Source organism: Paenibacillus xylaniclasticus, assembly GCF_004001065.1.
GTDB classification, from domain to species: Bacteria; Bacillota; Bacilli; order Paenibacillales; family Paenibacillaceae; genus Paenibacillus_T; species Paenibacillus_T xylaniclasticus.
The window spans coordinates 1-21737 of sequence record NZ_BIML01000047.1; the positions used below are offsets into that span (position 1 = coordinate 1).

Below are 21737 nucleotides of genomic sequence, written 5' to 3' on the forward strand. Positions count from 1 at the left end.
AAAAGTAGTTTGTGACTCATTTCGTTACTAGCTATCAAAACATATCGCTCATTGTTCAGTTTTCAAGGAACAAATCTTTCACAGCTTGTCCTTTTGCGACAGGAACTATAGTATATCACGCTTCGATTTCGATTGTCAAACACTTTCTTATTCCTTCTAGTGTTTAACTTTGTCGTTATCGGCCGCCGTTGCGGCGACAAGAACGATCTTAACACATATCTTCACCAGAAAGCAAACAACAAATTTAACCAATTATAAAGATGTTCTGAATAACCGCCAACCATGCCATGAAGAACGATTATAGCTTCTGACACAAATATAAAGGCTAGCCTGCATATTTGAATATATTAATGATAGGAAAACAGCAGCCCGTGTCGAAACTAAACTCAATCGACAATTATAACCTAGGGAGCTGACAGCGTGTTTCTACACTTATTGCAACAGAAAGAGCATAAGGAAGCCTTCCTCGAGCTTGCTAATATCGCAGTGAATGCCGATGGCTTCGTTAACTTAAAGGAGAGAGACGGGCTGCGTATGATCGCCGCAGAGCTTGATCTACCATTAGCTAAGACATCGCATTCCCTTGCGGAGATTCTCGGCTGTGTGCAGGATGAGCACGTTCAACAAATTTTTTTGGCAGAAATTTTGCTGCTCAGCTATGCCGACGGCGATTACAATGACGCAGAGAAGGAGCTCATAATGGAGATGAAGCGGCAGTTCGGCATCTCCGACGAGAAATACGAGGCATTTAGAGATTGGGTAGTTCGAATGGACAAGCTGAAAATTGAGGGCATGCGATTGATTTTGAACATCCCGGAGACTGAAACTCTAAGTAAACGTTCAAATGAATAAGTCCGCACAAAAAAACAGAGCAATGGCATCCCTCGCCTTGCTCTGTATTCGTATTAATTCATCCGATTGCCGGCAATCGAATCGTAACCGTCGTACCACGCCCTACATCGCTGCTCACGCTGATTGAGCCTTGATGCTGGTCAACGATCCAGCGTGCGATCGATAGCCCTAAGCCCGCTCCATGCTCTCCTCTGCTTCTTGCGAAATCGCCCTTATAAAAGCGATTAAACACAAGAGGCAGCTCACGCTTTGGAATACCTGCTCCATTATCCTTAACGATAACCAGTACCGATTTCCCTTGCCTCATGCACACGAGCCCAATTTGTCCGTACTCCTGCGTAAATTTAATCGCATTGTCCAATAAAATCATAAATAACTGTATGAGCCGACTCTCATCACCATTAATGAGTAATTCCGCGCCTTCAACATGAATCTGCAGCTCCAGCTTCTTGTACTCCACTATCGGCTCTATATTGTTTGCAATCTCGTGTATAATCCCGTCAACCCGCACTGGTCTGCACGAGATGACCTCCTCATGCGAATCGCCTCTTGCTAACAGAAGCAGCCCGTTTACCATGTTAATCATTCTTTTGGTTTCCTTCAGAATAACCGAGATTGGAACGCTCTCCTCCTCGATCGTACGATCGGGATGGCGGAGCAGGATTTGCGTTTGCCCTTGGACGACGGAAAGCGGACTTCGGAGCTCGTGAGAGGCGTCGGCGATAAATTGCTGCTGCTTGTCCCAGACCCTCTGAATGGGAATAAGTGCTCGCCTTGCCGATGCATAGCCCGCGATGACCGACAATAAAGCACCAATGCAAATTCCAATCCCAATACTCCATAACAACCGATTCAAATAATATTCCTCGGCCGAAATTTCCGTAATCATCTGAACGGTTTGCACGCGGGCATTAAACTGCTTCTCAATTTCCGGCAGGTTTCCCTGATAGGGCCTGCTTACGAACCGATAGGTTTTCCCTCCATAATAAATCGACTCGGGAACCATGCGGTTTTGTTTGTCCCGAAGCATCGAGCTCATCGAAATAAATGGCTCCTTATAATAAACCCGTCCCAGCATGACCCCGTTAGAATCCCAGTAATAATTTAGAATGAAGCGTTCTGGTGCTTTCGAGTCAATATAAATAACCTGCTCTCCTGTACTCAAGGAGACTTGCTGCATGTGGTCAATATTGAACACTAGCTGACGGTCAATGTCGGAATAAATCTTATAATGCGCCAGCCCGTATAACGCTCCCCCCAGCACGACGAGCACGCCGAATACGAGAACGCTGTTCCATATCGTCAGCTGCACTAGCGTACGCTTAATCATGCCGGAGGCACTCTCCTTTTATCTAGCAGATTCGATGTATCGGTTCACCTGCTGCTCCAATATTGGAAATGGCATACTTCCGTCTTGTAGAAGAACGGAATGAAAAGCTTTCAGATCGAAACGGTCCTGAAGCTCATTCTCCGCTTTCTCGCGTAGAGAATGAAAACGGTCATACCCGATAGCATAACTCGTATGAAGACCTGGATAAGCAATGACAGCGTCAATTAATGCATTATTACTGGCTCCGAGAACGCTTGTCAAATAATCATTCGCTTGTTCTCTTGTCCATTTCAGCCCATGGATGCCCGTATCTAACACGGTAGCGATGTTCACAGCAAGTAAACGATTTTGTACCGAGCTCCAATCAAGCAAGCCTTCCTCCATACTTAAGTTCTCCACATAGACCGCCCAGCCTTCTACGAACCCGGAAAATGAATTTATTTTGCGGACTAACGGAAGGGTCGAATGGCCATATTGAATAGCAAGTTGTAAGTGATGCCCCGGAACGCCCTCATGCATCGTAATAAGCTTTGCTTGCCCCTCTGTGATTGGATTATCAAGCGGAATGATGAATCTTCCGCTCCTATCACCGTCTATAGATATAGGGATATAGAGTCCGCCTGCCGAAGCGAACAGAGCCGAATACACCCGTACATCCACCGGATTGTCCGGGATAAGCCCTTCTTCAAACCAATGAGACAAATAGGCATTCGCTGTCGTCACACTGCCCTTAAACGCTTGCAGTAGTTCGTCTCCCCCCAGCAGGCGGTTTGCAGCGGCAGTCTCCTGTGCATGGTCTGGAGCTTGGCTAATAATCTCCTTCACCAGCTGATCCACATTACGTCTTGCGATATCGTGAACCTCCTGAGCACTAAGATCCGTACTCGTAGCAAGTTTAAGCCTAGCAGAATAGTACTCGCTGCCGCCCGGCTGACTCCATACCCCCTTGCCCACAGATGCTTGCTCCATAAGCTCATTGTCGATCACATCGGCAATGCTGCCGTAAGAAGCCAGTACGCGATCAGCTAAGGTTCGCAGCAGCTCTTTTTTCAACCTCTCTGCTTCGGATGGATCCAACTGCAACTTTGCTAGTTTCTCCTCATACAAAATGTACAATAACGTTTCTTCCGGTCTCATATCCCGCAATTTCTTATAGCTGGTTTGCATCTCGCTTAGAAACTCAGAAGCGGGGACGAACCCTTTCTTCTGCCCTTCGCGAATTCGATCTATAATATGTGCAACCTTATCCGGAAACCCGTTCAACGCCGCAATGTAATTTTCGGCATCCGCTTGACTGCCAATCGGATAATTATTCGCGAAATAGGGAGGGAAATTCGTAAGGGAATAGTAGTCAGTCATATTCAATTCCCAATGCTCATACATTTGCTGCGATGCATCTAAGTTCCACTTCACGATATCATAGGTAAGCTTATCTTCCGGAGAAAGCTTAGACGTATCATACTCATTCAGCTTCTGGATAATTTGATTCGTTTCCCGACTCACTCGCTGATAATAGGCGTCCGAATAATCGGAAAGCTTAGTAGGGTCCCTTCGAACCCCATATGCTTCCTCAACGCCGTAATATAGCTGTGTCTCGGGGTCATCCTTCAGCGTGGCCACCACAATCTCTTGCATAATAGCTTCGAAATGGTCTGCCTTGTGCGAGGTCTTCCATAGTAAACCGCCAGCAGCCAGCAACACCGCCGCTATCGCCAGTAGAGCTAACACCTTCATGTTTCTGAACTTTAGTCTAACAAGACCCATGTATGCTCCCCCTATCTATAGTATAAAAAGAAGATAAGGGATGAAGCTTTGAATTTCCTTAGAAGATCACCTACAGGGTAAGTCTGTAGCCCAAGCCTCTTACCGTTTGAACCATTGAATCAGCCCCCCATGCGGACAGCTTCTTCCGAAGATAATGAATATACAGCTCGACGATACCGATCCCCGCCTCCGAATCGAGCCCCCAAATCCGGTTATAGATCTGATCCTTCGTCAAGATCTGCTCCTTATACATAAGCAAATACTCAAGCAGCTCATATTCTTTTTCTGTTAAAAACAGCTCCTCGCCCTTAACCGTTACGATTCGGCTTCTGATCCGAATTGTAATTGGGCCGCATTGAAGCTGCTCCTCTTGATTCATCTTGCCTGACCGGCGTAGCAGCACTTTCACTCTGACGATCAATTCCGGAATCTCGAACGGCTTCAACACATAATCGTCCGCTCCAATCGACAGTCCCTTCACCCGGTCGCCCAATCCATCTTTAGCCGTCAGACACAGGATCGGCACCTCAATTCCCTGGCTTCTAATCTCTTGAATAAATTCAAATCCATCCAGCTTAGGCAGCATAATATCTAAAATAATGAGATCGAACTGACCATGAAGCGCAAAGTACAATCCGTCTTCACCGTTATGGCACTCCACGACCTCGTAGCCCTCATCGCGCATTACCCTTGCAACCGTATACGCTATCGCAAGATCGTCCTCTACGATCAACAGCTTCACCAATGTCCGCCCCCAGATTTCCTGAATTAAATGCCCCTCACCGCCAAGGGAGGTCATTGTCCATGACGATGTATTCTACTCCGCCCCTTTCTACTATTTTTGACACCATAAGAACGAATCTAGTAAGGAAGGGGGTACTATTAACATGTAGAGTATTGTAACATTATGCCATCAACTATTAACGATAAAGAGGTGCCGATCGATGAAATCGATTCAAAGTATTGCACAACACCTAATACAAAAAACGCCTCTTATTATCACCGTGCTGGCTGCAACCTCTCTTTCCTCGAATATGTTGCGATCCGTTCACAGCACGCGCGGACTCGTTTTCGCCCTCAGCTTCGCTATGCTAGCCTTCGTCTCTATTTTCATCAGGTCAATCCCGGCCAAGTACGTGCTCGCTACTGCTGCATTCATCGCTTTTTTCTGCGCGCTGCCGGAATTAACCTTCGATAGGCTGGTCAGCGTCTTGTACTTATCGCTGATCTATTTGGCGTTCCTGCTGCCATCTCCGCTACCTACTATAGTAGCCGCAGGCTATTATATCTATTACACGCCATCTTATTCGCCTGAAGTGCAGACGGAGCTGATCAGCACGATAACGATCGGTGCCGGAGTGAATTGCTTCCTTTATTGTCTGCTGGCATTCTATTTCCGAGGCTTGAGAAAAGAAAACAAAGTTAATGAGGAGCTGAATAAGCAGCTTCAGACGGCGCTCGGCAAGCTGGAGCATATGGCGTACTACGATTCACTCACTCAGCTGCCCAACCGCGAACGACTGAAGCAGCAGCTGGCTCACGAATTAGCCAACGGGACGCAATTGGCCGTCATGTTCCTTGACCTAGACAATTTTAAAAATACGAACGATATGATGGGCCACAACTCAGGAGATCTGATGCTGAAAGATGTCGCTACCCGTCTCCACAGCATTGTCGGTGATTCCTGCTTCATCTCACGTTATGCAGGAGATGAGTTTATTCTGCTGTATCCATACAAGCGACGAGAGGATATAGAGGCATTGGCCAAACGGCTGATTCACTCTTTTCAGGCACCCTTTCAAATCCATCATAATTCGATTTATTCTACGCTTAGTATCGGTATAAGCCTATACCCTGAGGATGCGCGCGATGTCGAGACACTGATTCAATACTCGGACGAGGCTATGTACGATGTCAAAACAAGCGAGAAAAACGGGTTTCGGTTCTTCTCCGCCTCCATGAGCACAGAGCTGCTGTATCAAATAAAGCTGGAAAACGATCTTCGCGGCGCTCTGAACAACAAGGAATTTACGATCCACTATCAGCCGTTGGTGGAGCTTAGGTCAGGAAAAATACGAGGGGTAGAGGCGCTGCTCCGCTGGAGACACCCCGAGCTAGGGCTAATATCGCCGGGGGTATTTATACCGATTGCTGAACGGACGGGGGTTATTGTTGAGCTTGGCGAATGGGTCCTGGAGGAAGCTTGCCGACAAGTGAAAAGCTGGCAGCTTGCCGGAAGCCCCGAACTGATGCTGGCCGTCAATGTCTCCATTCGCCAGTTCAAGTCACCCGATCTAACCGATTCCGTCTCACGAATTCTGAGCGCAACCGACTTCGATCCGGCCCTGCTAGAGTTAGAGGTTACGGAGAGTTTAATGCAAAACTTGACTCAGTCCATTGCGATACTCCATGAGCTCAAAAATCTCGGGGTAAAAATATCAATCGATGACTTCGGCACGGGATACTCCTCTCTGAGCGTACTGCGCCACCTCCCCGTTGATCTGTTGAAGATCGACCGATCGTTCACACAAGAATTAACCGCCGATGCTTCGTCTGCTTCAATCGTTAAGCTGATTATCGACATCGGTCACAGCATGAATCTTGAGGTGGTCTGCGAAGGCATCGAGCATGAAGAGGAAATCGCTATCCTTCAGCAATACGGTTGTAAGCTTGGCCAAGGTCATTATTATCAACGTCCTGCGCCTCCAGAAGAGGTATGGCAGCTCATGTGCCAATCCGAGCCTTCGATTAGCAAGGAACGCATGGAATAAAAAAAGGTTGTCGGAGCATTCCGACAACCCAATCCTTAAACGCTTATTCCAATCAGCCTGACAGGGCCAGCTAAAGTCCCATCAGGCTCTTTCTTATTTATCCTTATACTTCGATGGACTCGATGAGCCCCTTCAGCTTCTGTGCCGATTGATGAAGCTTCTTACGCTCTGCATCCGAAATTTCCAGCTGGAGCACCTCACGAACGCCTGTACGGTCCACGACGCAAGGGACGCCCAGATAGACATCCGATATTCCGTGATAATCCTGAAGCAGCGTCGACACATTCAGCACCGCGCCTTCGTCGCGGAGTATCGCCGTGCAGATCCGGTCGAGCGCAAGGGCAATCGCGTAGTAGGTAGCCCCCTTAGCCGAAATGATCTCGTAAGCCGCATCTCTTGTGTTCGTGAAAATTCTTTCCTTCGTCTCTTCGTCGAACCGAATGCGTGTTCCAGCAACATTGGCCAGGCTCCATACCGGAAGCTCGGAGTCGCCATGCTCGCCGATAATATGGGCATGCACACTGCGCGAGTCGATGCCCAGCTCTTCGCCGATCAAATAACGGAAGCGTGCGCTGTCAAGCAGCGTACCCGAGCCGACGACCCGATTAACAGGCCATTGCGATTTGCGAAGCGTGAAATAGCTCATGATGTCAACCGGGTTAGTTGCAATGAGAAGAATGCCGTCCTGATTGTATTTGAGCACCTCGGTTATGATGCTGTCGAAGATAGCTACGTTTCTTTTCAACAGATCGACTCTCGTCTCGCCCGGCTTCTGGGCAGCGCCAGCCGTAATGATAATAATGTTGGCATCGCGGCAATCCTCATAATCGCCCGCCCATACCTTCGTTCTTCCAAGGAAAGGAAATCCGTGGTTCATATCGATGGCGTCGCCCTTCGCCTTCTCTTTGTTCGCGTCAATAAGCACCAGCTCGTCCGCCCGCTCCCTAAGCAGAAGCGTATAGGCTGTCGTCGCGCCGACAGCGCCTACTCCAATTACGACAATTTTCGTTTTACTCATTCAAATCGCCCTCCGACATTTTATTCGTTAAATCGAGTTCATCAAGATATGGTTTGTTCACGTAGTAGTACATGAACCCCATCAGCAGCCCGCCGCCGATCATATTACCCAACGTCACCGGAATGAGGTTATGGAATACGCCGCCCATCGATATCGTCCCGGGATGATGCAGCACCAGCGCGATCGCGAAGGTGCACATGTTGGCTATACTGTGCTCGTAGCCGGAGATGAAGAAGCAGAACACGAACAGCATCATCGCAAACATCTTCGCACCGTCTCCCTTGAGAAACAAGGGGATGAAGAAGGCAAGACAGACAAGCCAGTTACAGAGAACGGCCCGAAAGAACAGCTCGACCATTGGCAAATTCATCTTCTTCTCCACGACACTGAGTAAAAACCCGTTAACAGACGAATCGGCGAACAACCCTGTCGTAAAGATCATAAACGCGAAGAAGGCTGCTCCAATAACGTTGCCGATGTATGTATACAGCCATAGCTTCGACACGGCATTCCATTGCATCTTCCGCCTCAGTGCAGCGTAAGTATAGTAGAAGGTATCGCCAGTGAACAAGTCCCCTCCCCCGTAGGAGATAAGGATAATGGCTGCCCCGAACGTAATTGCCGCCATCGGATACGTTAACGGAGAATGCTCTGCATAGAAGAAGCTGCCCGTCTTGAATGCTACGATAACGCCAAACCCGATGAACATACTCGCTAACGCCGAACGCGCGATATACCGAAGCCGGCTTTGCTTGAACACCTTGTGCTTCTTCAATGCAAGCTGTTCCACCTTCTCAAGTGCGGCAACTTCCATTATTATTCACCTCTGAATCAATAATATGGGGGTGAAAATCCGATTGAGTGACCAATCTCCTTGCACTTTTGCTCATCGGTTATTCAAATAGTAATGAATTTGTGAGGATCTAGCTGTGATAATTATCACAGACTTTAATAAACCGATAAACTTCGTTTAGAGCTCATGTCCTAATATCAACCAATTTATGTTTTAATTGCTATGTATACTATTTCAAGATATTATATATGCAACAAATCACGTCGCTTCATTAAGCGGCGGTATTTGTTCTATGCAAGGTACAATACCGTATAACTTCTCCGGCCCTGCATAGATAATTCATAGATAAAGGATGAGCTGCGATGCAAATAATCTGGAAAAATCACAACAGACGGAGAGTGACGATAATCTAGCTCTCCGTAATTAAAGGAGAGAGTTATGAACACATATAACGAAGTTGTCAGAATTGCCAATGAAGCTTTGCTCCCATTAATATCGGAGATATATGAGCTGGAAGGCTATGAAATTAAGCAGATCCCTCCTCATGGAGGGCGAAATCTGGCTTATAACTGTGACAAGGAAGGCGCTGGCGCCAAAATTATTCGTATTGCCTTCTTACACGACAGGAACCGGGAGGATTTTCTGGCGGAGGTTGAGTATATTCGGTACTTGTTCGAGCATGGCGGCAGCGTCTCGAATGTAGTCAGCTCCAAGAATGGAAATCTAGTCGAAGAAATTGTGCTCCATTACATCATGTTTTGTATGCAGATTCATACTCATGCTATTCCCTCACTTGTAATTATTCAATGATTAAGCACCATTAATACACCACATATTACCTTAATTTCCTTCATAAAATAATAAGTGTAAGATAACCCTTACCCTTCCTATGCCCTCCAACAGATACGAAACAAGACAATCCACCTCAAAACAATACAGAATTATCTTCATCTCTCAAAATTTTCTTGACCAAACGAACAGCAGGTATTATATTCATATTCATACTAATCCTATCGGGATAAGAGATAAATTAACTCAAAGGGAGTGATCTGTATGAACAAGTCCTATCTATCTATTTTGTTCGTCCTCATCCTTGCGTTAGTCGTTACGAGCTGCGGAGCAAACGACAAGAAAACAACAACAGAGGCAAATGGAGCACAGACTGAAGAGCAAAGAGAGAAGCTCAAGGTTGGCGTCATGGCTGGCACTGAAGAAGAAGTCTGGAGGGTCGCCGTAGAGGTTGCAGCGAAGGATGGTTTAGACATTGAACTGGTGACGTTCAGTGACTACGTTCAACCTAATAAAGTGTTAGAAAGCGGCGAGATCGATGCGAATGCGTTCCAGCATGTTCCTTATCTCGATGAATTCAATGCCGCTAACGGCACGCACATTGTAAAGCTCGCGGATACGATTAACTATCCGATTGGCGTTTATTCCGAGAAAATTAAGAGCCTGTCCGAGCTGAAAGAAGGAGATGTGCTCGGGCTGCCGAACGACCCGACGAATGGCGCAAGATCCCTGATTTTGTTCGAAAGCGCGGGCTTGATCAAGCTGAAAGAGGGCGTAGGCATCACAGCCACCGTTCGCGATATCGTGGACAACCCGAAAAACCTGAAATTCAAGGAGCTCGACGCGGCGTTTATTCCGAAGGCGCTGGGCGATTTGACGGCTGCGGTCATTAATACGAACTTTGCGCTGGAGAATGGGCTTGTCCCTTCCAAGGACGCAATCTATAGAGAGCCCAATGATTCCCCATGGGTGAACATTATTGCAGTTCGCGAAGGGGAGCAGGATAAGCCGGTATTCCAAAAGCTGATTAAAGCGTACCAATCCGACGAAGTAAAACAATACGTAACCGAGAAGTTCGCCGATTCGATGGTTGTCGCTTGGTAAGAATAAAGCAGGTGAGCCCTTATGATCGAACTAGACAATGTTTCGAAGGTATATCATCAAGATAAGCGTAAAATTGAAGCCGTGAAGAATGCTTCCCTGCACATCAAGAAGGGCGAAATCGTAGGTGTCATCGGATATAGCGGCGCGGGGAAAAGCACCTTGATCCGCTGCGTGAATTATCTGGAGAAGCCTACAGAAGGCAAGATTCGGATTAACGGAGTCGAGCTGGGGAGCTTAAACGAATCACAGCTCCGGGCCGTTCGCCGAAAGATCGGCATGATTTTTCAAAATTTTAATCTATTATCCTCCAGTACTGTATTTGAGAATATAGCTGCTCCATTACGCTTAATTAAAACGCCGAGACAGGAAATTAAGAAAAAGGTAAGGGAGCTGCTAGAGCTTGTAGATCTGAAGGATAAGGAGAACGTCTTCCCCTCCCAACTGTCCGGCGGACAGAAGCAGCGTGTTGCCATCGCGCGCGCGCTCGCCAGCGACCCTGAAATTTTGTTGTGCGATGAGGCGACGTCGGCTTTAGACCCGCAGACGACGGACTCTATCCTGGATCTGCTGCTCGAGATTAACCGCAAATATAACATTACGATTGCACTCATTACCCACGAAATGCATGTCATCAAAAAGATATGCGATAGGGTAGCAATTATGGAGAACGGAGAAATTGTGGAGCAGGGCCGCGTGTTGGATGTCTTCTCCAATCCGCAGAAGCCGATCACCCGAAGCTTTATTAAGAGCATCTTTGACGTCCAATTGCCGGAGCGGTTGCTGCACCAAATTCGGGACGAGAAATTACCAGGCAAGCTGCTGCAAATTTCTTTTATCGGGGACAATGCCAGCGAGCCGATTCTCGCGAATTTAGTAACCGAGTTTAAGCTGCTGCCCAGCATTTTATACGGAAACATCACGCAGGTGAAAGAGACGACCTTCGGCACGCTCATCGTGAGAGTGGCCGGGGATGAGTCATCGATTGAGGCTGGAATCGCCTATCTAGCTAAGCAGCAACTTCGGATCGAGGTAATCGAACATGCCGGCTAACAAAACGGAAGAAACGGGCTTTCTCCAAGAGTTTATAGACAGCTTTACGGAGTACGGCGATTTATATTGGCAAGCGACGCTGGAGACCTTTTATATGGTTGGCTATGGGCTAGCTATTTCTACCGTGATCGGAATGCTATTGGGCACCGTGCTAGTCGTTACCCGGCCGAATCATATTTATAAGAATCGGATTGTCTATCAAATTCTGAATGTGGTCATTAATATTTTGCGCTCCTTACCTTTCATCATCTTGATGGTGGCGATTATCCCGCTTACGAAATTCATTGCCGGGACCACGATTGGAGTAAAAGGCGCAATTGTTCCATTAGTGTTCTACACAGCGCCTTATATCGCGCGGCTGGTGGAATCGGCGCTGCTGGAAGTGGACAAAGGCGTCATAGAAGCCTTTCAGGCGATGGGGGCTACCCGCAATCAGATTATTTTCCGAGTTCTATTGAAGGAAGCTCTGCCGGGGTTGATTTTGGGATTAACGATTGCGACGATCGGTCTGATTGGCGCTTCGGCTATGGCCGGCGTCATCGGCGCGGGCGGATTGGGAGACGTTGCGATTCGTTTCGGATACCAGCGCTGGGAGCCTGCGGTCATGGTCACGTGCGTTATTTTCCTCATTGTCATCGTTCAAGTGGTTCAGACTTTAGGGGAAACCATCGCCAAACGGTTACGCAAACGATAATAGCACAAGTCGTCATTGGCAGATTTGCGAGAGCAAACTTATTGCACAGGCCAGAGTCCCTAGACGGGGCTCTGGCCTTTCTTTCCTTCTGAAGCTCGAGTTGACCAGGAATATTTTTCCTAATTTAAAAAGTGGATATCCGTGTTAATTAGTTTATAATTATATTCACCTCAATATCGTTAGACGTAGCAGAATGCTCTTATTGTAGGTTATATAATATTATATTCAACCATAGAATTGAGGGGATTTCATGTTAAGCTTTCTTATGTCGCAATTAGGTCGACGGTCGCACTCATGGCTGGTTGGCACGCTGTTCAGCTTAGCGCTTGTACTGGCGGGCTGCGGGATCGTAAGCGATGATCCAACCCCTGCTGCTAATCCGGCCCCTTCTACAGAGAGCTCCATAGCTAAGCAGGAGTCTCAAGCCCCATTAACCAGCTTTAAGGACGTATCCGATTATATTCGGCAACACCGTACGCTTCCGGATAACTTCATTACGAAGAAAGAGGCCGAGCAGCTCGGCTGGGTGGCTTCTAAAGGGAATCTGAATGAGGTAGCCCCTGGCAAAAGCATTGGCGGTGATCGCTTCGGGAATCGGGAAGGGCTGTTGCCGAAGTCCAAGAATCGCATTTGGTACGAAGCCGACATCAATTATAAGAAGGGGCCTCGCGGCGCAGACCGAATTCTCTATTCCAATGATGGATTGATCTACATGACGACCGATCATTATAAGACCTTTACGAATATTACGGAGGAAGGCAGTGTCCCTGAATGAGCCGAGTCATTGAGCTGAGGCAGTCGAAGGCGGATCAGTATGAGAATATCCACGAATGGCTGAAGGATGAGCTGACCTTGCCTGAATGGTACGGTCATAACCTCGATGCACTATGGGACTGCGTCACGGGTCACCTTCCCTTGCCCTTAAAGATTAGATGGATAGCAGACTCCGAGCACGTCGAGCGCTATCAAGCTGTAATTGATATTTTTCAAGAAGCCTCGGACCAATATGATCAGATCACATTTGAGTATGTGTCCGGGCAACGAGCAGAAAGTTAAACGGCGTTCTATGCAAAACTAAAACCTTAGCAGACCAGTCAAGCTCTCGGTCCGCTAAGGTTTTTTAGATTGATGCATACTGCCAGATTATTACGAATGCTGCTCCAATTTCATTAAGTATTCGCAGCCTCATCCTCAGCCGATGGCCATCCGCCCCATAAGCTAGTCAGGTGCCCATCTGGATCTCGAAGCTCGAAGCTGTAACCACCGCTTGGCAAATAGTACATCTCACTCACTTCGATTCCCTTGCCCTTTATTTCCTCATAGACAGAATGAATGTCTTGTACTTGAAACTGAATAATCGGATGAATCCGTCCATCAATCCCTCTAAACTCTAATTTGGGAACGTCAGGACAACGAATCAAGCCTAGTCCTACTCCCCCAACGTCTAACCAAGCCTCGTTATCGCCAGGTGTAAAGTCAAAGCCGAACGGAATTCCTATAACGTCCTGATACCAACGAACAGAGGCTTCTAGATCCTTAACCGGTACTTTGATTACGGCATAATTCGTTGTGACAACCGCCATCGTGACATCTCCTCCATAATATATTTCATCCCTATTAACGAAGAGATTGCGCGAAAAGAAACGGGCACTTTATAATTGTTGAACAAAACCGAGAAGATGACCATTAGGATCACGAAAAGTAAAAAAGACTCGCGTGCCCGTCGCCGTAACTTTCTCAACACGAACTCCATTTCTCGCTAATAACAAATAGCTATGACAGATGGCTGTCACATCTCCTGCTCGGAACGCCGCCAGAAATTGCTCGAACATCTCCTTACTCAGCGATTGCAAAGTCGCTTCATTCTCTGCATCTCGGCGTCTTCTCTGTCTATCATTTACGGGGGCATCCTCTTTGTGATCTCTCAACTCGGCTGCCAATGTAATAAGCCGCTGTCTAGCTCTCTTTAAACCTTCTTTTACTGCACCTTGTGTAGAATGGATAAGCTGTGCGGTTTCCAATGCAGTAAATTGAAAAATATCGACCAATAGAATCAGCACCATTTGCCGAACGTTCAATCGATCAGCCAACTGTTCAAACATTTCCCGAACGGCTATCTCACTTATAGGCGTCAATGTCGGTTGATGCAGTAACTCATCGAATGCCGCAGCCGATATCTTGGCTTGTTTGGAACGAGTATAATCAATCCAAGTGGTAGCAGCTATTTGTCGCACATAAGCTTTACTTATCTCCCGGTCGGGAGCTTGCTGAAGTGAGCGGTAAAGCTTCGCCAGTACTTCCTGCATGAGATCCTCAGCATCCCACTCATTATTCGTAAGCTTGAGACAATGATATTTTAAAGCAGGAAGATAGGACTCCACCTGTAAGAAGAACTCATCGTGCACGGGATGCCTCCAATGATTATCGGTAGTAGGCTTAACCAAAAGTTATTTACTATTTTCGACAGAATCCAATTAATCCCTTTAAATGATCAAAAGAATTACCCTGGCTGGTTCTGGATATATTCAGGTGTTGCATGTCAACTCCGTGTTGACTTCGGGGCAAAAAAAATACATCACCAGGGCGAACAGCCCCAATGGTGATGTATTCGAAATTGGCTAGTCTTAAAGACAATTCATGAATTTGAATTCCCGAACAAATTCTTCTCGCGATCTAGTGGGACCTGAAGCTCTCTAGATGCTTGTTCAAGCAGTTCTTTCGAAAAATAATAATCCTGCCACTTAACGATTTTCTCGTCTTCTACACTTAAGCGCATAATGCTATGTAAATACGCACTCCCTTCATAGAGGTGCAGTACGACAACGACGTCTTTACCCCATAAGGTTTGGCGCCTTGATTCAAGAACGCGGGGCTCCTTCTGCCAATCTGCCAAACAGGATTTTACCATTTGATCTCTTCCGTATACGCGGAAAACGGAGCCATCCTCTTCGGTGATGTTCTCGTCCATTAGGCTGCATAGCCCGTTGACATCCCGTCGATTGTAATACTCGATGAATTGGTCTAACAATGCATGGCGGATTTTCGTGTCATCATGTAGGTGCTCATCTTGCAATACGGAACGAGCATTTGCCGACCGAAGATGCTGTCTTGCACGTTGAAGCGCTGATTTTACAGTGGCAGTAGTTGTGGATAATAGACTTGCTGTTTCTTTAATTGTAAAATCGAACACATCTACGAGAAGAACAATAACCACTTGACGGGGCTGCAAAGTATCCAATAGAAACTCCATGGCTTCGATTACTTCCTCAGAGCGCAAATTCCCCGTCCCGATCATTTCCTCGTTATCTAATGAAACTTGCACCGGGCTTCTCTTTCTGCACTGGTCTATCCACGTATTACTGGCGATTCGAAAAAGATAGGGCTTAGGATATATAGGTTGGAATAACTGAGCAAGAGAAGCGTACGCTTTCAATAGTGTTTCTTGCATGAGATCCTCTGCGTCCCATGGTGACTTGGTCAACAGCATACAGTAGCGCCATAAGGCTTCGCGATCTGGTGCTATGACATCATTAAATTTGCGCTGTAATTCCCTAGTGGAATGCTCCAACTGCTCCAGTTCATTGGTAGGCATTTATTTCCCCCTCGTCGTTTCTTATTTACATTAACGAGAAATAGAGACTAAACGGATCACCAAAAAGTAAAAAATTTTCTCTCTGACTTGTACACGGATAATACGATTTGGATTACTCGGAAGGAAATATATCCCTAATGATGGAATTATACCTCAAGATAAACACTCGGAGGTATAGATGCGTAAACTTAATAAGAGCTTTACAATCTCGCAGAATCAACAATTTACGATCTTTCAAGTGTTACAATATGTGGAAAATAACATTCATAAAAAACACCAGCTGAATGAACTTGCAGCGATGGTTTCCTACTCGCCTTTTCATTTTCACCGATTGTTTAAATCGGTAATAGGCGTAAACCTGAATGAATACATAGCAAACTATAGATTGCAAAAAGTAACCCATTACCTAAAATTCTACCCTCACCTCTCTTTAACCGAAATCGCCGAGCTTACTGGGTTCTCATCCCTTAACGATCTTTCGAGGAAGTTTAAGGCTTACTACGGTCAAACAGCAACTCAAGCTCGTGAGGGATTCACTCAGAATCGCAAGATTTGTATAATGAACCGCAAAATTTCCGAGAGATATTTTAACGTAAATTATTACAATGAGATTCAAGGAGACGGCCGCTCCGCAATAAGAGAAGAAAGAACCTTGAGAGTGACCATTAAATCGCTGCCACAATACCGAGCCATTTTTCACCCTTTATTAGGAAGCGATGCGACTCACTTTCAAAGCAGCATGATTCAAGCTTTTCAACAAATCAACCGTACAATGAGTGGCAGCAGCCCCCGCTCCTTTCAGAATCTGTTCATAGGAAAGATCCATTATGGAACCACCATCAATGAGGATCTCTTGCAATGGCGGTACGATGCATGTATCACAATACCAATGGATTGGCTAGATCATGAAGTGCCAACAACCCTTATACCTGGTGGTTCATATGCAGTACTAAGATTGATGAACAACCCTGATGACAAAAAAGCCGTCCTTGACGCATTCTATCAAGAATGGCTGCCAACCAGCGGTTATTCCTTAAGTGACCGGCCCTGCCTTGAGATATTCGGTTCCGCCCATGCTTTTCAACCCGGATTCCCTCCATTTGTCGACTATTGTATTCCGCTGCTTATTTAAATCCCGATTTGAAAGGACTGACTTCAATGGCACTCAGCACAAGAAAAACGCCGGAAGTTATTCTTACGACTGCACCTCCCTTGAAACTACTAGGGATGCAGATTAGCACAACATTCGCCGAAGACCATAAACGGAAAACAGCCGGTAAATTAACATGGGATATGTATCAGTGGCGAGCTCAGAGCATAGATCCTGATAGACCGATCTACTTATTTTCATTTTTCCCTGAAGATTTTGAACCTTCTATGCCCTATACCGTATTCGGAGGGGTTGAAATACGAGAAGACGAGCTCATTCCTGAATCCATGGTCGTCCGGGAAATACCCGAGCTGCAGCTTGCAGTCGTCACCCATAAAGGGAAAATATCCAGCATCAAAAGCACCTACGATTTTTTCTTAAAACGCTGGCTGCCCCAATCCGATTACAAGGAGTCGTACCCCTTTCATTATCAGTTGTACACGGATAAGTTCCAAGGCGTCGATAATCCAAGCTCTGAGCTTGATCTATGTTTTCCCGTTGTTCTCCGTAAAGAACAAGAAGACATGCTCCCTGCATCGGTTCCATCTTTGAATTTCGATGGGGGACAGATCGATGTACTTTGGGATCATCATGAAGAAGCCGTTCAGTGGTATACTCGTCACTTCAATTGGACAGCGGACCCTACCTACGATTGGAGGCAGGACGAGGACGCGGAGGAGGAAAAGATTACGCAGCTCTCCTTCGGAACTTGGCTAAAATCGGTTCGTACCCATAAAAAGCTTCACCATTTGTATGCAGACCGAGGAGGACCGGATCCCTCTGTTAGATGGTGTTGGAACACGAAAGATATTGTCAGCACACATCAGCATTTCTCAAGCAGCGGTATTCGCGTTTCTGAAATATACCTAGGTCCGGGAGATCGTTACTACTTTGATTTGTGGGCATGGGAAGGGACACGCCTTACCGTATGTGGTTGGCCCGAGTTAGAGGATACCTCTGGCGCTTTACTCACCCCGGGTTGGGTTCGTATTGGCGTGTCGAATATGGAGAAGGCTTGTCAATGGTACCAGCAATTCGTCGGCATGGAAATCGTGCAAACCGATAACCATAACCAATGGACCCTGATGAAGCTTGGAATGGAGCATCATCATGGCCGATCGTTATGGTGGTTAGAACAGTTGCCTGAAGGAGCTTACACCGGGCAAATTAACGGGCCGGCTAGACCCTATTGTGTCGTGCACGACAAATGGAAGTTTGAAAGCTATCACCGTTATCTGCGTGAGAACGGTGTCCCCGTCTCTGAGATATCAGGCAATCCCCCTATTCACGGTTTCTCGTGGTTCCACTTCTACGATCCGGATGGAAACCGATTCAATATTTATCGCTATTGATGAATTAATCACACGCTGACGATTCGCGTAACCGGAGACGCAGATTCTATTGAGGCTTGCACGCGGTATTTGCAGGAGCAGTGGCTACGGTGGAGGTGATTGATATTGGCTGACGTGATTCAAAATTTTATTGATAGCTTGGCCGGTTTCTGGGATAGTTGGATTGATAGACGAGCCATCCCTTGTGGATGGCTCCATTTTAGTAACCCCATAATCACGCCTCCGTGCGCCCAGCAGAGGTTGGGCTACCAGCCAGTTTTACCTGTTGCGTGGCCTTTGTAAGGCGAATCTGCCTTCTCGCTTACAAAGCTCAGCGTGTTGCCATCCGGATCAGTTACATCAAAGATCGCAATGATATTCCCATGGTGCTCGATGTCGGAAACTATCCGTCCTTTGTCCTTCAGTTCACGATGCGCTTCCTCGATATCTGATACTTCAAAGTTAAAGTAGCAATGCGGACTGCCGTCTGGTAAGGAGAACGTGGTAGTCTGTGGAGAATCTACCTGTACGAGGGCAAGAAGGGCTTCACCTTTCCTAAACTTAAATCCGGCTCCGGTGCCCCAATTGTCCACTTGCTCAACATCGAAGGTAGCGGAATACCACTCAATGGACTTCTCTAGATTAGTGACTGGAATGAATACTCCTCCGACTCGTTGAAGTACCATAACTAACAACTCCTTATCTACTTGATGGGTTATGTTTACATCCCATAAGGATGCAAACACTTGTGACCTTTAAATGGCCGCATATTACGTTTCCTTCAATACGGACAGCATTTGCTCGAGCTTTTGAACCCCGAGCCCTTCTTCATCTTGCGCAGTCTCAAGTAGCGAGATCGCAATCATCGCATGCTTCGGATTATTGGGTTCTCCACCCTGCCATAACGGGAACATTTCACGCATGATCACAAGTGCATCAGCCGCTTTCTGATAATGTTCCGATGCGGCAAGCGATAGCTCGGAAAGTACGCTTCCGAATGCCTGCGCTTCTTCCCACTCTGCCGAGACTCTTCTCAGGAACTCTGCGGCATATTCCCTAGCATCGCTGACGAAATGCCGAAAACGAATAATTCACCGATCTGCCCATGGCCCAATTTGGTGTATGGCAAATCGTCATCCTTCACGACGTCCTTGCAGCGCAGCTTCTGGACATCGTCGTCGTATCCATAGATGACGCCGAATTTGGGGACAAACAAGTCCCATGCCATAACCGGGATACCGCGATCAATGCTTTCTCGGACTAGCGCCAACCCCGCAGCAACTTCTTCATTCGTTGGTGCAACGGGAGGAGAAGTAATCGTCCCGACGTATTTGCACTATAGATATGGTTAAGGCTCTTAAGCATTGATATACGGATAAACGACATATCCGCCGATGCCGTGAAGTGCCCCCGGATATGCCTCCAATACCATCATACATCGGGGCTCCTGCAGGGGAAATCCGGACGTTGGGAGGATGCCGAATTCCGAGGAAGTCATAAAGCCAAAGCGGTTATAATAGACGTAGTTTCCCTCCACTGTGATGCCTTTGTAGCCTGCTGCCTTTGCTTTCTCAATACCCATTCTTAGCATTGCCGTTCCGATTCCCTGCCGCAGATGATCAGCGTGTACCGCGACCGGAGCGAGCATCACAATATCCCCTATATCGGTGCAGAATCCATTACAATCGGCGGTCTTGGATAGCCGAAAATGCGAGAACATGAAGTGCCCGACTATTCGGCCGTCTAGCTCTGCTACAAAAGAAAGTTCGGGAATATAGTTCTCCGATTCTCGTATTTCCTCCACCAACGCCAATATATCGGTGCCATCTGAATATTGAGTACCCTCTGAAAAGGAACGCAATATTAACGGGATAATATATTTGTAGTCCTTCTTCGTCTCAGGACGAATGATAATATCTTTTCTCATTAGTTATCACCTCACTCTCCTCATCCCTTGCGAGGGCCGACCCAAATCGCTGTAGCCTCAATAATATTGATGATATGACCATCTGGGTCGCATACATCGAACATGACATGATGATTCCACGGCAATGCATCCCCAGTGCGGTGTAGAACGGAATTGAATTCTCTAAATCGTTACACGCACAAAAATCGACCCTAATGTTTGTACGCCCACTTCTCTGCCTCCAATATCATGTATAGTCACTATACTTAATAAACGACTACACGCGCCAAAACCAAACATCCTTCCAAAAAAAAAAAAATTATCCCGTTACCATTAACGTGTTACCATCTGGGTCCGTCATGTAAAATGCCAGTTTACCGTTCACCCACAACAGCCTGCTTATACGTATCTGCTGTGTCGCTAGTTTTACATATGCACGACATATCGCCTTAGGATCACGCCTCCGAAAAGCATCGACCAATCGATCAAAATCATGAGGCCCCCACTTCTCGTACTGATTGTTCATTCGGTGACTCGACTCCTCCAACGTTGATTGCAAGGCAATTTTGCGCAGCCTTAGCCGTGCACGACTTAGCGCAACCTGAACAGCCTCTTCAGTTGAAGATAGAAAATTGGCCGTCTCTCTAGCAGTAAAATCGAACACATCTCGTAGCAGGAGGATGACCAAGGACCGAGGAGACAATCGATGGGCCAGCACTTCCAGTAACTCTCTCGTTGCGAGCTCCTCGTCATGTCCAGCCTGATCTGGGACAGAATAACCTGTTGTAACCCGCTGGCCATTCATACGCTTACACTTATCCTTCCAAGCGTTACTTACCATGCGAAACAGGTATGCCTTCGAGATTGAACGCAGCGGGTCTGCCTTTAAAGCACAATGAACCTTCAGCAGCACATCTTGCGTTAAATCTTCGGCCTCCCACGAATCACTCGTCATTCGCAGACTATATCGGTAGATCAAGTCTTTCGTTCTTAGGGAATCCAGCATAGACGTTGACGCACTCTTCCTCTCAAAGGTAACTTGAACTTATAATTTCTTGATTCCATTTGGAAGTGAAAAATCCTGCAATGCCCACACGAAGAGCCAGGATGCTTCACCATGTAGGTGCTGCGGGTCCCGGCATTACAAATACAGAGCAATGGTGAGCTTATTCACACGGTCCATCAGATTTTTGCGTATTATTCACCACAAATCATTAATTTATTGCCGTCCGGATCCTTCACGACGAACCAATGGTCATGTTCAATCTCCGTCACAAGCTCGATACCGAGTTCTCTCATATGGTCCAGCGAACCTTGCAGGTCCTCTGTCATCAGCATGAATGCAGGTGTCTCGATAGACGGCGCTCCGCCCGGCTCCTTGCCTCCCCACATTGGCATCGTATCCAGAATGAGGCCGGTGCCTTCCATTGGCAGAGGGCACAAGTGACCCGCTATAATCTCACAATCAGACTCATTTAGCCCTAGAACCCGACAATACCAGTTACGCGACTTCTCGATATCCCGTACCGGGACGAAAACACTTCCGACTCTGTTCTTGATCGGGCTAATCGGCCTCAACCCTTCGTTTGCTTG

At 46.9% G+C, this 21737-nt stretch carries 24 protein-coding genes; 10 read left to right on the forward strand and 14 right to left on the reverse strand.

Translation table 11 applies throughout. From position 1 onward, the window contains the following. Positions 1–420 precede the first annotated feature (420 nt). A complete protein-coding gene (locus tag PXY01_RS21225) occupies positions 421–852 on the forward strand; it encodes a TerB family tellurite resistance protein (protein ID WP_127573027.1) in 432 nt (143 codons plus the stop codon). Positions 853–910: 58 nt separating this feature from the next. Here PXY01_RS21225 and PXY01_RS21230 read toward each other — a convergent pair whose 3' ends face one another. The 3 genes from PXY01_RS21230 to PXY01_RS21240 form a co-directional block, all read right to left on the reverse strand. Continuing rightward, positions 911–2182, reverse strand: a complete 1272-nt coding sequence (locus PXY01_RS21230) for a sensor histidine kinase (RefSeq protein ID WP_127573029.1) — start codon at positions 2180–2182, stop codon at positions 911–913. Positions 2183–2200: 18 nt separating this feature from the next. Further along, positions 2201–3946 (reverse strand): DUF885 domain-containing protein, encoded by a 1746-nt coding sequence (locus tag PXY01_RS21235; RefSeq protein ID WP_127573031.1) that lies wholly within the window; start codon positions 3944–3946, stop codon positions 2201–2203. A gap of 70 nt (positions 3947–4016) precedes the next feature. Beyond that, positions 4017–4688 carry a response regulator transcription factor gene (locus PXY01_RS21240; RefSeq protein ID WP_127573033.1) on the reverse strand — a complete coding sequence of 224 codons (672 nt, stop codon included), beginning with the start codon at positions 4686–4688 and terminating at the stop codon, positions 4017–4019. A 202-nt stretch (positions 4689–4890) separates the two neighbouring features. On the opposite strand from PXY01_RS21240, the gene PXY01_RS21245 reads away from it, so the two are divergent. Further along, complete coding sequence (locus PXY01_RS21245) at positions 4891–6717, forward strand: putative bifunctional diguanylate cyclase/phosphodiesterase (protein WP_127573035.1); 1827 nt, start codon at positions 4891–4893, stop codon at positions 6715–6717. Between the two features lie 103 nt (positions 6718–6820). On the opposite strand, the gene PXY01_RS21250 is transcribed toward PXY01_RS21245, so the two are convergent. Beyond that, positions 6821–7735 carry an L-lactate dehydrogenase gene (locus tag PXY01_RS21250; RefSeq protein WP_127573037.1) on the reverse strand — a complete coding sequence of 305 codons (915 nt, stop codon included), beginning with the start codon at positions 7733–7735 and terminating at the stop codon, positions 6821–6823. Continuing rightward, entirely contained in the window at positions 7728–8549 is an 822-nt protein-coding gene (locus PXY01_RS21255) for a formate/nitrite transporter family protein (protein ID WP_127573039.1), read from the reverse strand. The genes PXY01_RS21250 and PXY01_RS21255 overlap by 8 nt, the downstream gene beginning before the upstream one ends. Positions 8550–8966: 417 nt before the next feature. Here PXY01_RS21255 and PXY01_RS22660 point away from each other — a divergent pair, with 417 nt between their 5' ends. From PXY01_RS22660 to PXY01_RS21285, 6 genes are all read left to right on the forward strand, one after another. After that, positions 8967–9338: a hypothetical protein gene (locus tag PXY01_RS22660; RefSeq protein ID WP_218028242.1), complete on the forward strand. Its 372-nt coding sequence runs from the start codon at positions 8967–8969 to the stop codon at positions 9336–9338. 243 nt (positions 9339–9581) lie between these two features. Further along, entirely contained in the window at positions 9582–10421 is an 840-nt protein-coding gene (locus tag PXY01_RS21265; RefSeq protein WP_127573041.1) for a MetQ/NlpA family ABC transporter substrate-binding protein, read from the forward strand. 21 nt (positions 10422–10442) lie between these two features. Continuing rightward, complete coding sequence (locus PXY01_RS21270; RefSeq protein ID WP_127573043.1) at positions 10443–11471, forward strand: methionine ABC transporter ATP-binding protein; 1029 nt, start codon at positions 10443–10445, stop codon at positions 11469–11471. Further along, complete coding sequence (locus tag PXY01_RS21275; RefSeq protein ID WP_127573045.1) at positions 11461–12165, forward strand: methionine ABC transporter permease; 705 nt, start codon at positions 11461–11463, stop codon at positions 12163–12165. The genes PXY01_RS21270 and PXY01_RS21275 overlap by 11 nt, the downstream gene beginning before the upstream one ends. Positions 12166–12415: 250 nt before the next feature. Continuing rightward, positions 12416–12940 (forward strand): ribonuclease domain-containing protein, encoded by a 525-nt coding sequence (locus tag PXY01_RS21280; RefSeq protein ID WP_246028049.1) that lies wholly within the window; start codon positions 12416–12418, stop codon positions 12938–12940. Next, on the forward strand, positions 12937–13221 hold the full coding sequence (locus PXY01_RS21285) for a barstar family protein (RefSeq protein WP_127573047.1): 285 nt from the start codon (positions 12937–12939) through the stop codon (positions 13219–13221). The genes PXY01_RS21280 and PXY01_RS21285 overlap by 4 nt, the downstream gene beginning before the upstream one ends. A gap of 113 nt (positions 13222–13334) precedes the next feature. Here PXY01_RS21285 and PXY01_RS21290 read toward each other — a convergent pair whose 3' ends face one another. From PXY01_RS21290 to PXY01_RS21300, 3 genes are all read right to left on the reverse strand, one after another. Next, on the reverse strand, positions 13335–13748 hold the full coding sequence (locus tag PXY01_RS21290) for a VOC family protein (RefSeq protein WP_127573049.1): 414 nt from the start codon (positions 13746–13748) through the stop codon (positions 13335–13337). 69 nt (positions 13749–13817) lie between these two features. Then, positions 13818–14570, reverse strand: coding sequence for a sigma-70 family RNA polymerase sigma factor (locus tag PXY01_RS21295; RefSeq protein ID WP_127573051.1), 753 nt, complete (start codon positions 14568–14570; stop codon positions 13818–13820). A gap of 230 nt (positions 14571–14800) precedes the next feature. After that, positions 14801–15757 carry an RNA polymerase sigma factor gene (locus PXY01_RS21300; RefSeq protein ID WP_127573053.1) on the reverse strand — a complete coding sequence of 319 codons (957 nt, stop codon included), beginning with the start codon at positions 15755–15757 and terminating at the stop codon, positions 14801–14803. A gap of 178 nt (positions 15758–15935) precedes the next feature. Here PXY01_RS21300 and PXY01_RS21305 point away from each other — a divergent pair, with 178 nt between their 5' ends. Together PXY01_RS21305 and PXY01_RS21310 are read left to right on the forward strand one after the other, a co-directional pair. Beyond that, positions 15936–16889, forward strand: a complete 954-nt coding sequence (locus PXY01_RS21305) for an AraC family transcriptional regulator (protein WP_127573055.1) — start codon at positions 15936–15938, stop codon at positions 16887–16889. Positions 16890–16915: 26 nt separating this feature from the next. After that, positions 16916–18259: a GyrI-like domain-containing protein gene (locus PXY01_RS21310; protein WP_127573057.1), complete on the forward strand. Its 1344-nt coding sequence runs from the start codon at positions 16916–16918 to the stop codon at positions 18257–18259. 245 nt (positions 18260–18504) lie between these two features. Here the strand turns inward: PXY01_RS21310 and PXY01_RS21315 are convergent, their stop codons facing one another. The 6 genes from PXY01_RS21315 to PXY01_RS21335 form a co-directional block, all read right to left on the reverse strand. After that, positions 18505–18924 (reverse strand): VOC family protein, encoded by a 420-nt coding sequence (locus PXY01_RS21315; protein WP_127573059.1) that lies wholly within the window; start codon positions 18922–18924, stop codon positions 18505–18507. A gap of 84 nt (positions 18925–19008) precedes the next feature. Next, entirely contained in the window at positions 19009–19167 is a 159-nt protein-coding gene (locus PXY01_RS22480; RefSeq protein WP_164744538.1) for a hypothetical protein, read from the reverse strand. A 104-nt stretch (positions 19168–19271) separates the two neighbouring features. Next, positions 19272–19508, reverse strand: a complete 237-nt coding sequence (locus PXY01_RS21320; protein ID WP_127573061.1) for a hypothetical protein — start codon at positions 19506–19508, stop codon at positions 19272–19274. 87 nt (positions 19509–19595) lie between these two features. After that, entirely contained in the window at positions 19596–20165 is a 570-nt protein-coding gene (locus PXY01_RS21325; RefSeq protein WP_127573063.1) for a GNAT family N-acetyltransferase, read from the reverse strand. A 298-nt stretch (positions 20166–20463) separates the two neighbouring features. Then, the gene (locus PXY01_RS21330) at positions 20464–21150 is read right to left on the reverse strand and encodes a sigma-70 family RNA polymerase sigma factor (RefSeq protein ID WP_127573065.1); all 687 of its coding nucleotides are present in this window, start codon (positions 21148–21150) and stop codon (positions 20464–20466) included. A 191-nt stretch (positions 21151–21341) separates the two neighbouring features. Beyond that, positions 21342–21722, reverse strand: a complete 381-nt coding sequence (locus PXY01_RS21335) for a VOC family protein (RefSeq protein WP_127573068.1) — start codon at positions 21720–21722, stop codon at positions 21342–21344. Positions 21723–21737 lie beyond the last annotated feature (15 nt).

Coding starts and splice junctions, on each gene's coding strand:
- PXY01_RS21230 (WP_127573029.1), bottom strand. CDS start 2,182: ATGATTAAGCGTACGCTAGTGCAGCTGACGATATGGAACAGCGTTCTC.
- PXY01_RS21235 (WP_127573031.1), bottom strand. CDS start 3,946: ATGGGTCTTGTTAGACTAAAGTTCAGAAACATGAAGGTGTTAGCTCTA.
- PXY01_RS21245 (WP_127573035.1), top strand. CDS start 4,891: ATGAAATCGATTCAAAGTATTGCACAACACCTAATACAAAAAACGCCT.
- PXY01_RS21250 (WP_127573037.1), bottom strand. CDS start 7,735: ATGAGTAAAACGAAAATTGTCGTAATTGGAGTAGGCGCTGTCGGCGCG.
- PXY01_RS21255 (WP_127573039.1), bottom strand. CDS start 8,549: ATGGAAGTTGCCGCACTTGAGAAGGTGGAACAGCTTGCATTGAAGAAG.
- PXY01_RS22660 (WP_218028242.1), top strand. CDS start 8,967: ATGAACACATATAACGAAGTTGTCAGAATTGCCAATGAAGCTTTGCTC.
- PXY01_RS21265 (WP_127573041.1), top strand. CDS start 9,582: ATGAACAAGTCCTATCTATCTATTTTGTTCGTCCTCATCCTTGCGTTA.
- PXY01_RS21270 (WP_127573043.1), top strand. CDS start 10,443: ATGATCGAACTAGACAATGTTTCGAAGGTATATCATCAAGATAAGCGT.
- PXY01_RS21275 (WP_127573045.1), top strand. CDS start 11,461: ATGCCGGCTAACAAAACGGAAGAAACGGGCTTTCTCCAAGAGTTTATA.
- PXY01_RS21280 (WP_246028049.1), top strand. CDS start 12,416: ATGTTAAGCTTTCTTATGTCGCAATTAGGTCGACGGTCGCACTCATGG.
- PXY01_RS21285 (WP_127573047.1), top strand. CDS start 12,937: ATGAGCCGAGTCATTGAGCTGAGGCAGTCGAAGGCGGATCAGTATGAG.
- PXY01_RS21290 (WP_127573049.1), bottom strand. CDS start 13,748: ATGGCGGTTGTCACAACGAATTATGCCGTAATCAAAGTACCGGTTAAG.
- PXY01_RS21300 (WP_127573053.1), bottom strand. CDS start 15,757: ATGCCTACCAATGAACTGGAGCAGTTGGAGCATTCCACTAGGGAATTA.
- PXY01_RS21305 (WP_127573055.1), top strand. CDS start 15,936: ATGCGTAAACTTAATAAGAGCTTTACAATCTCGCAGAATCAACAATTT.
- PXY01_RS21310 (WP_127573057.1), top strand. CDS start 16,916: ATGGCACTCAGCACAAGAAAAACGCCGGAAGTTATTCTTACGACTGCA.
- PXY01_RS21315 (WP_127573059.1), bottom strand. CDS start 18,924: ATGGTACTTCAACGAGTCGGAGGAGTATTCATTCCAGTCACTAATCTA.
- PXY01_RS21325 (WP_127573063.1), bottom strand. CDS start 20,165: ATGAGAAAAGATATTATCATTCGTCCTGAGACGAAGAAGGACTACAAA.
- PXY01_RS21330 (WP_127573065.1), bottom strand. CDS start 21,150: ATGCTGGATTCCCTAAGAACGAAAGACTTGATCTACCGATATAGTCTG.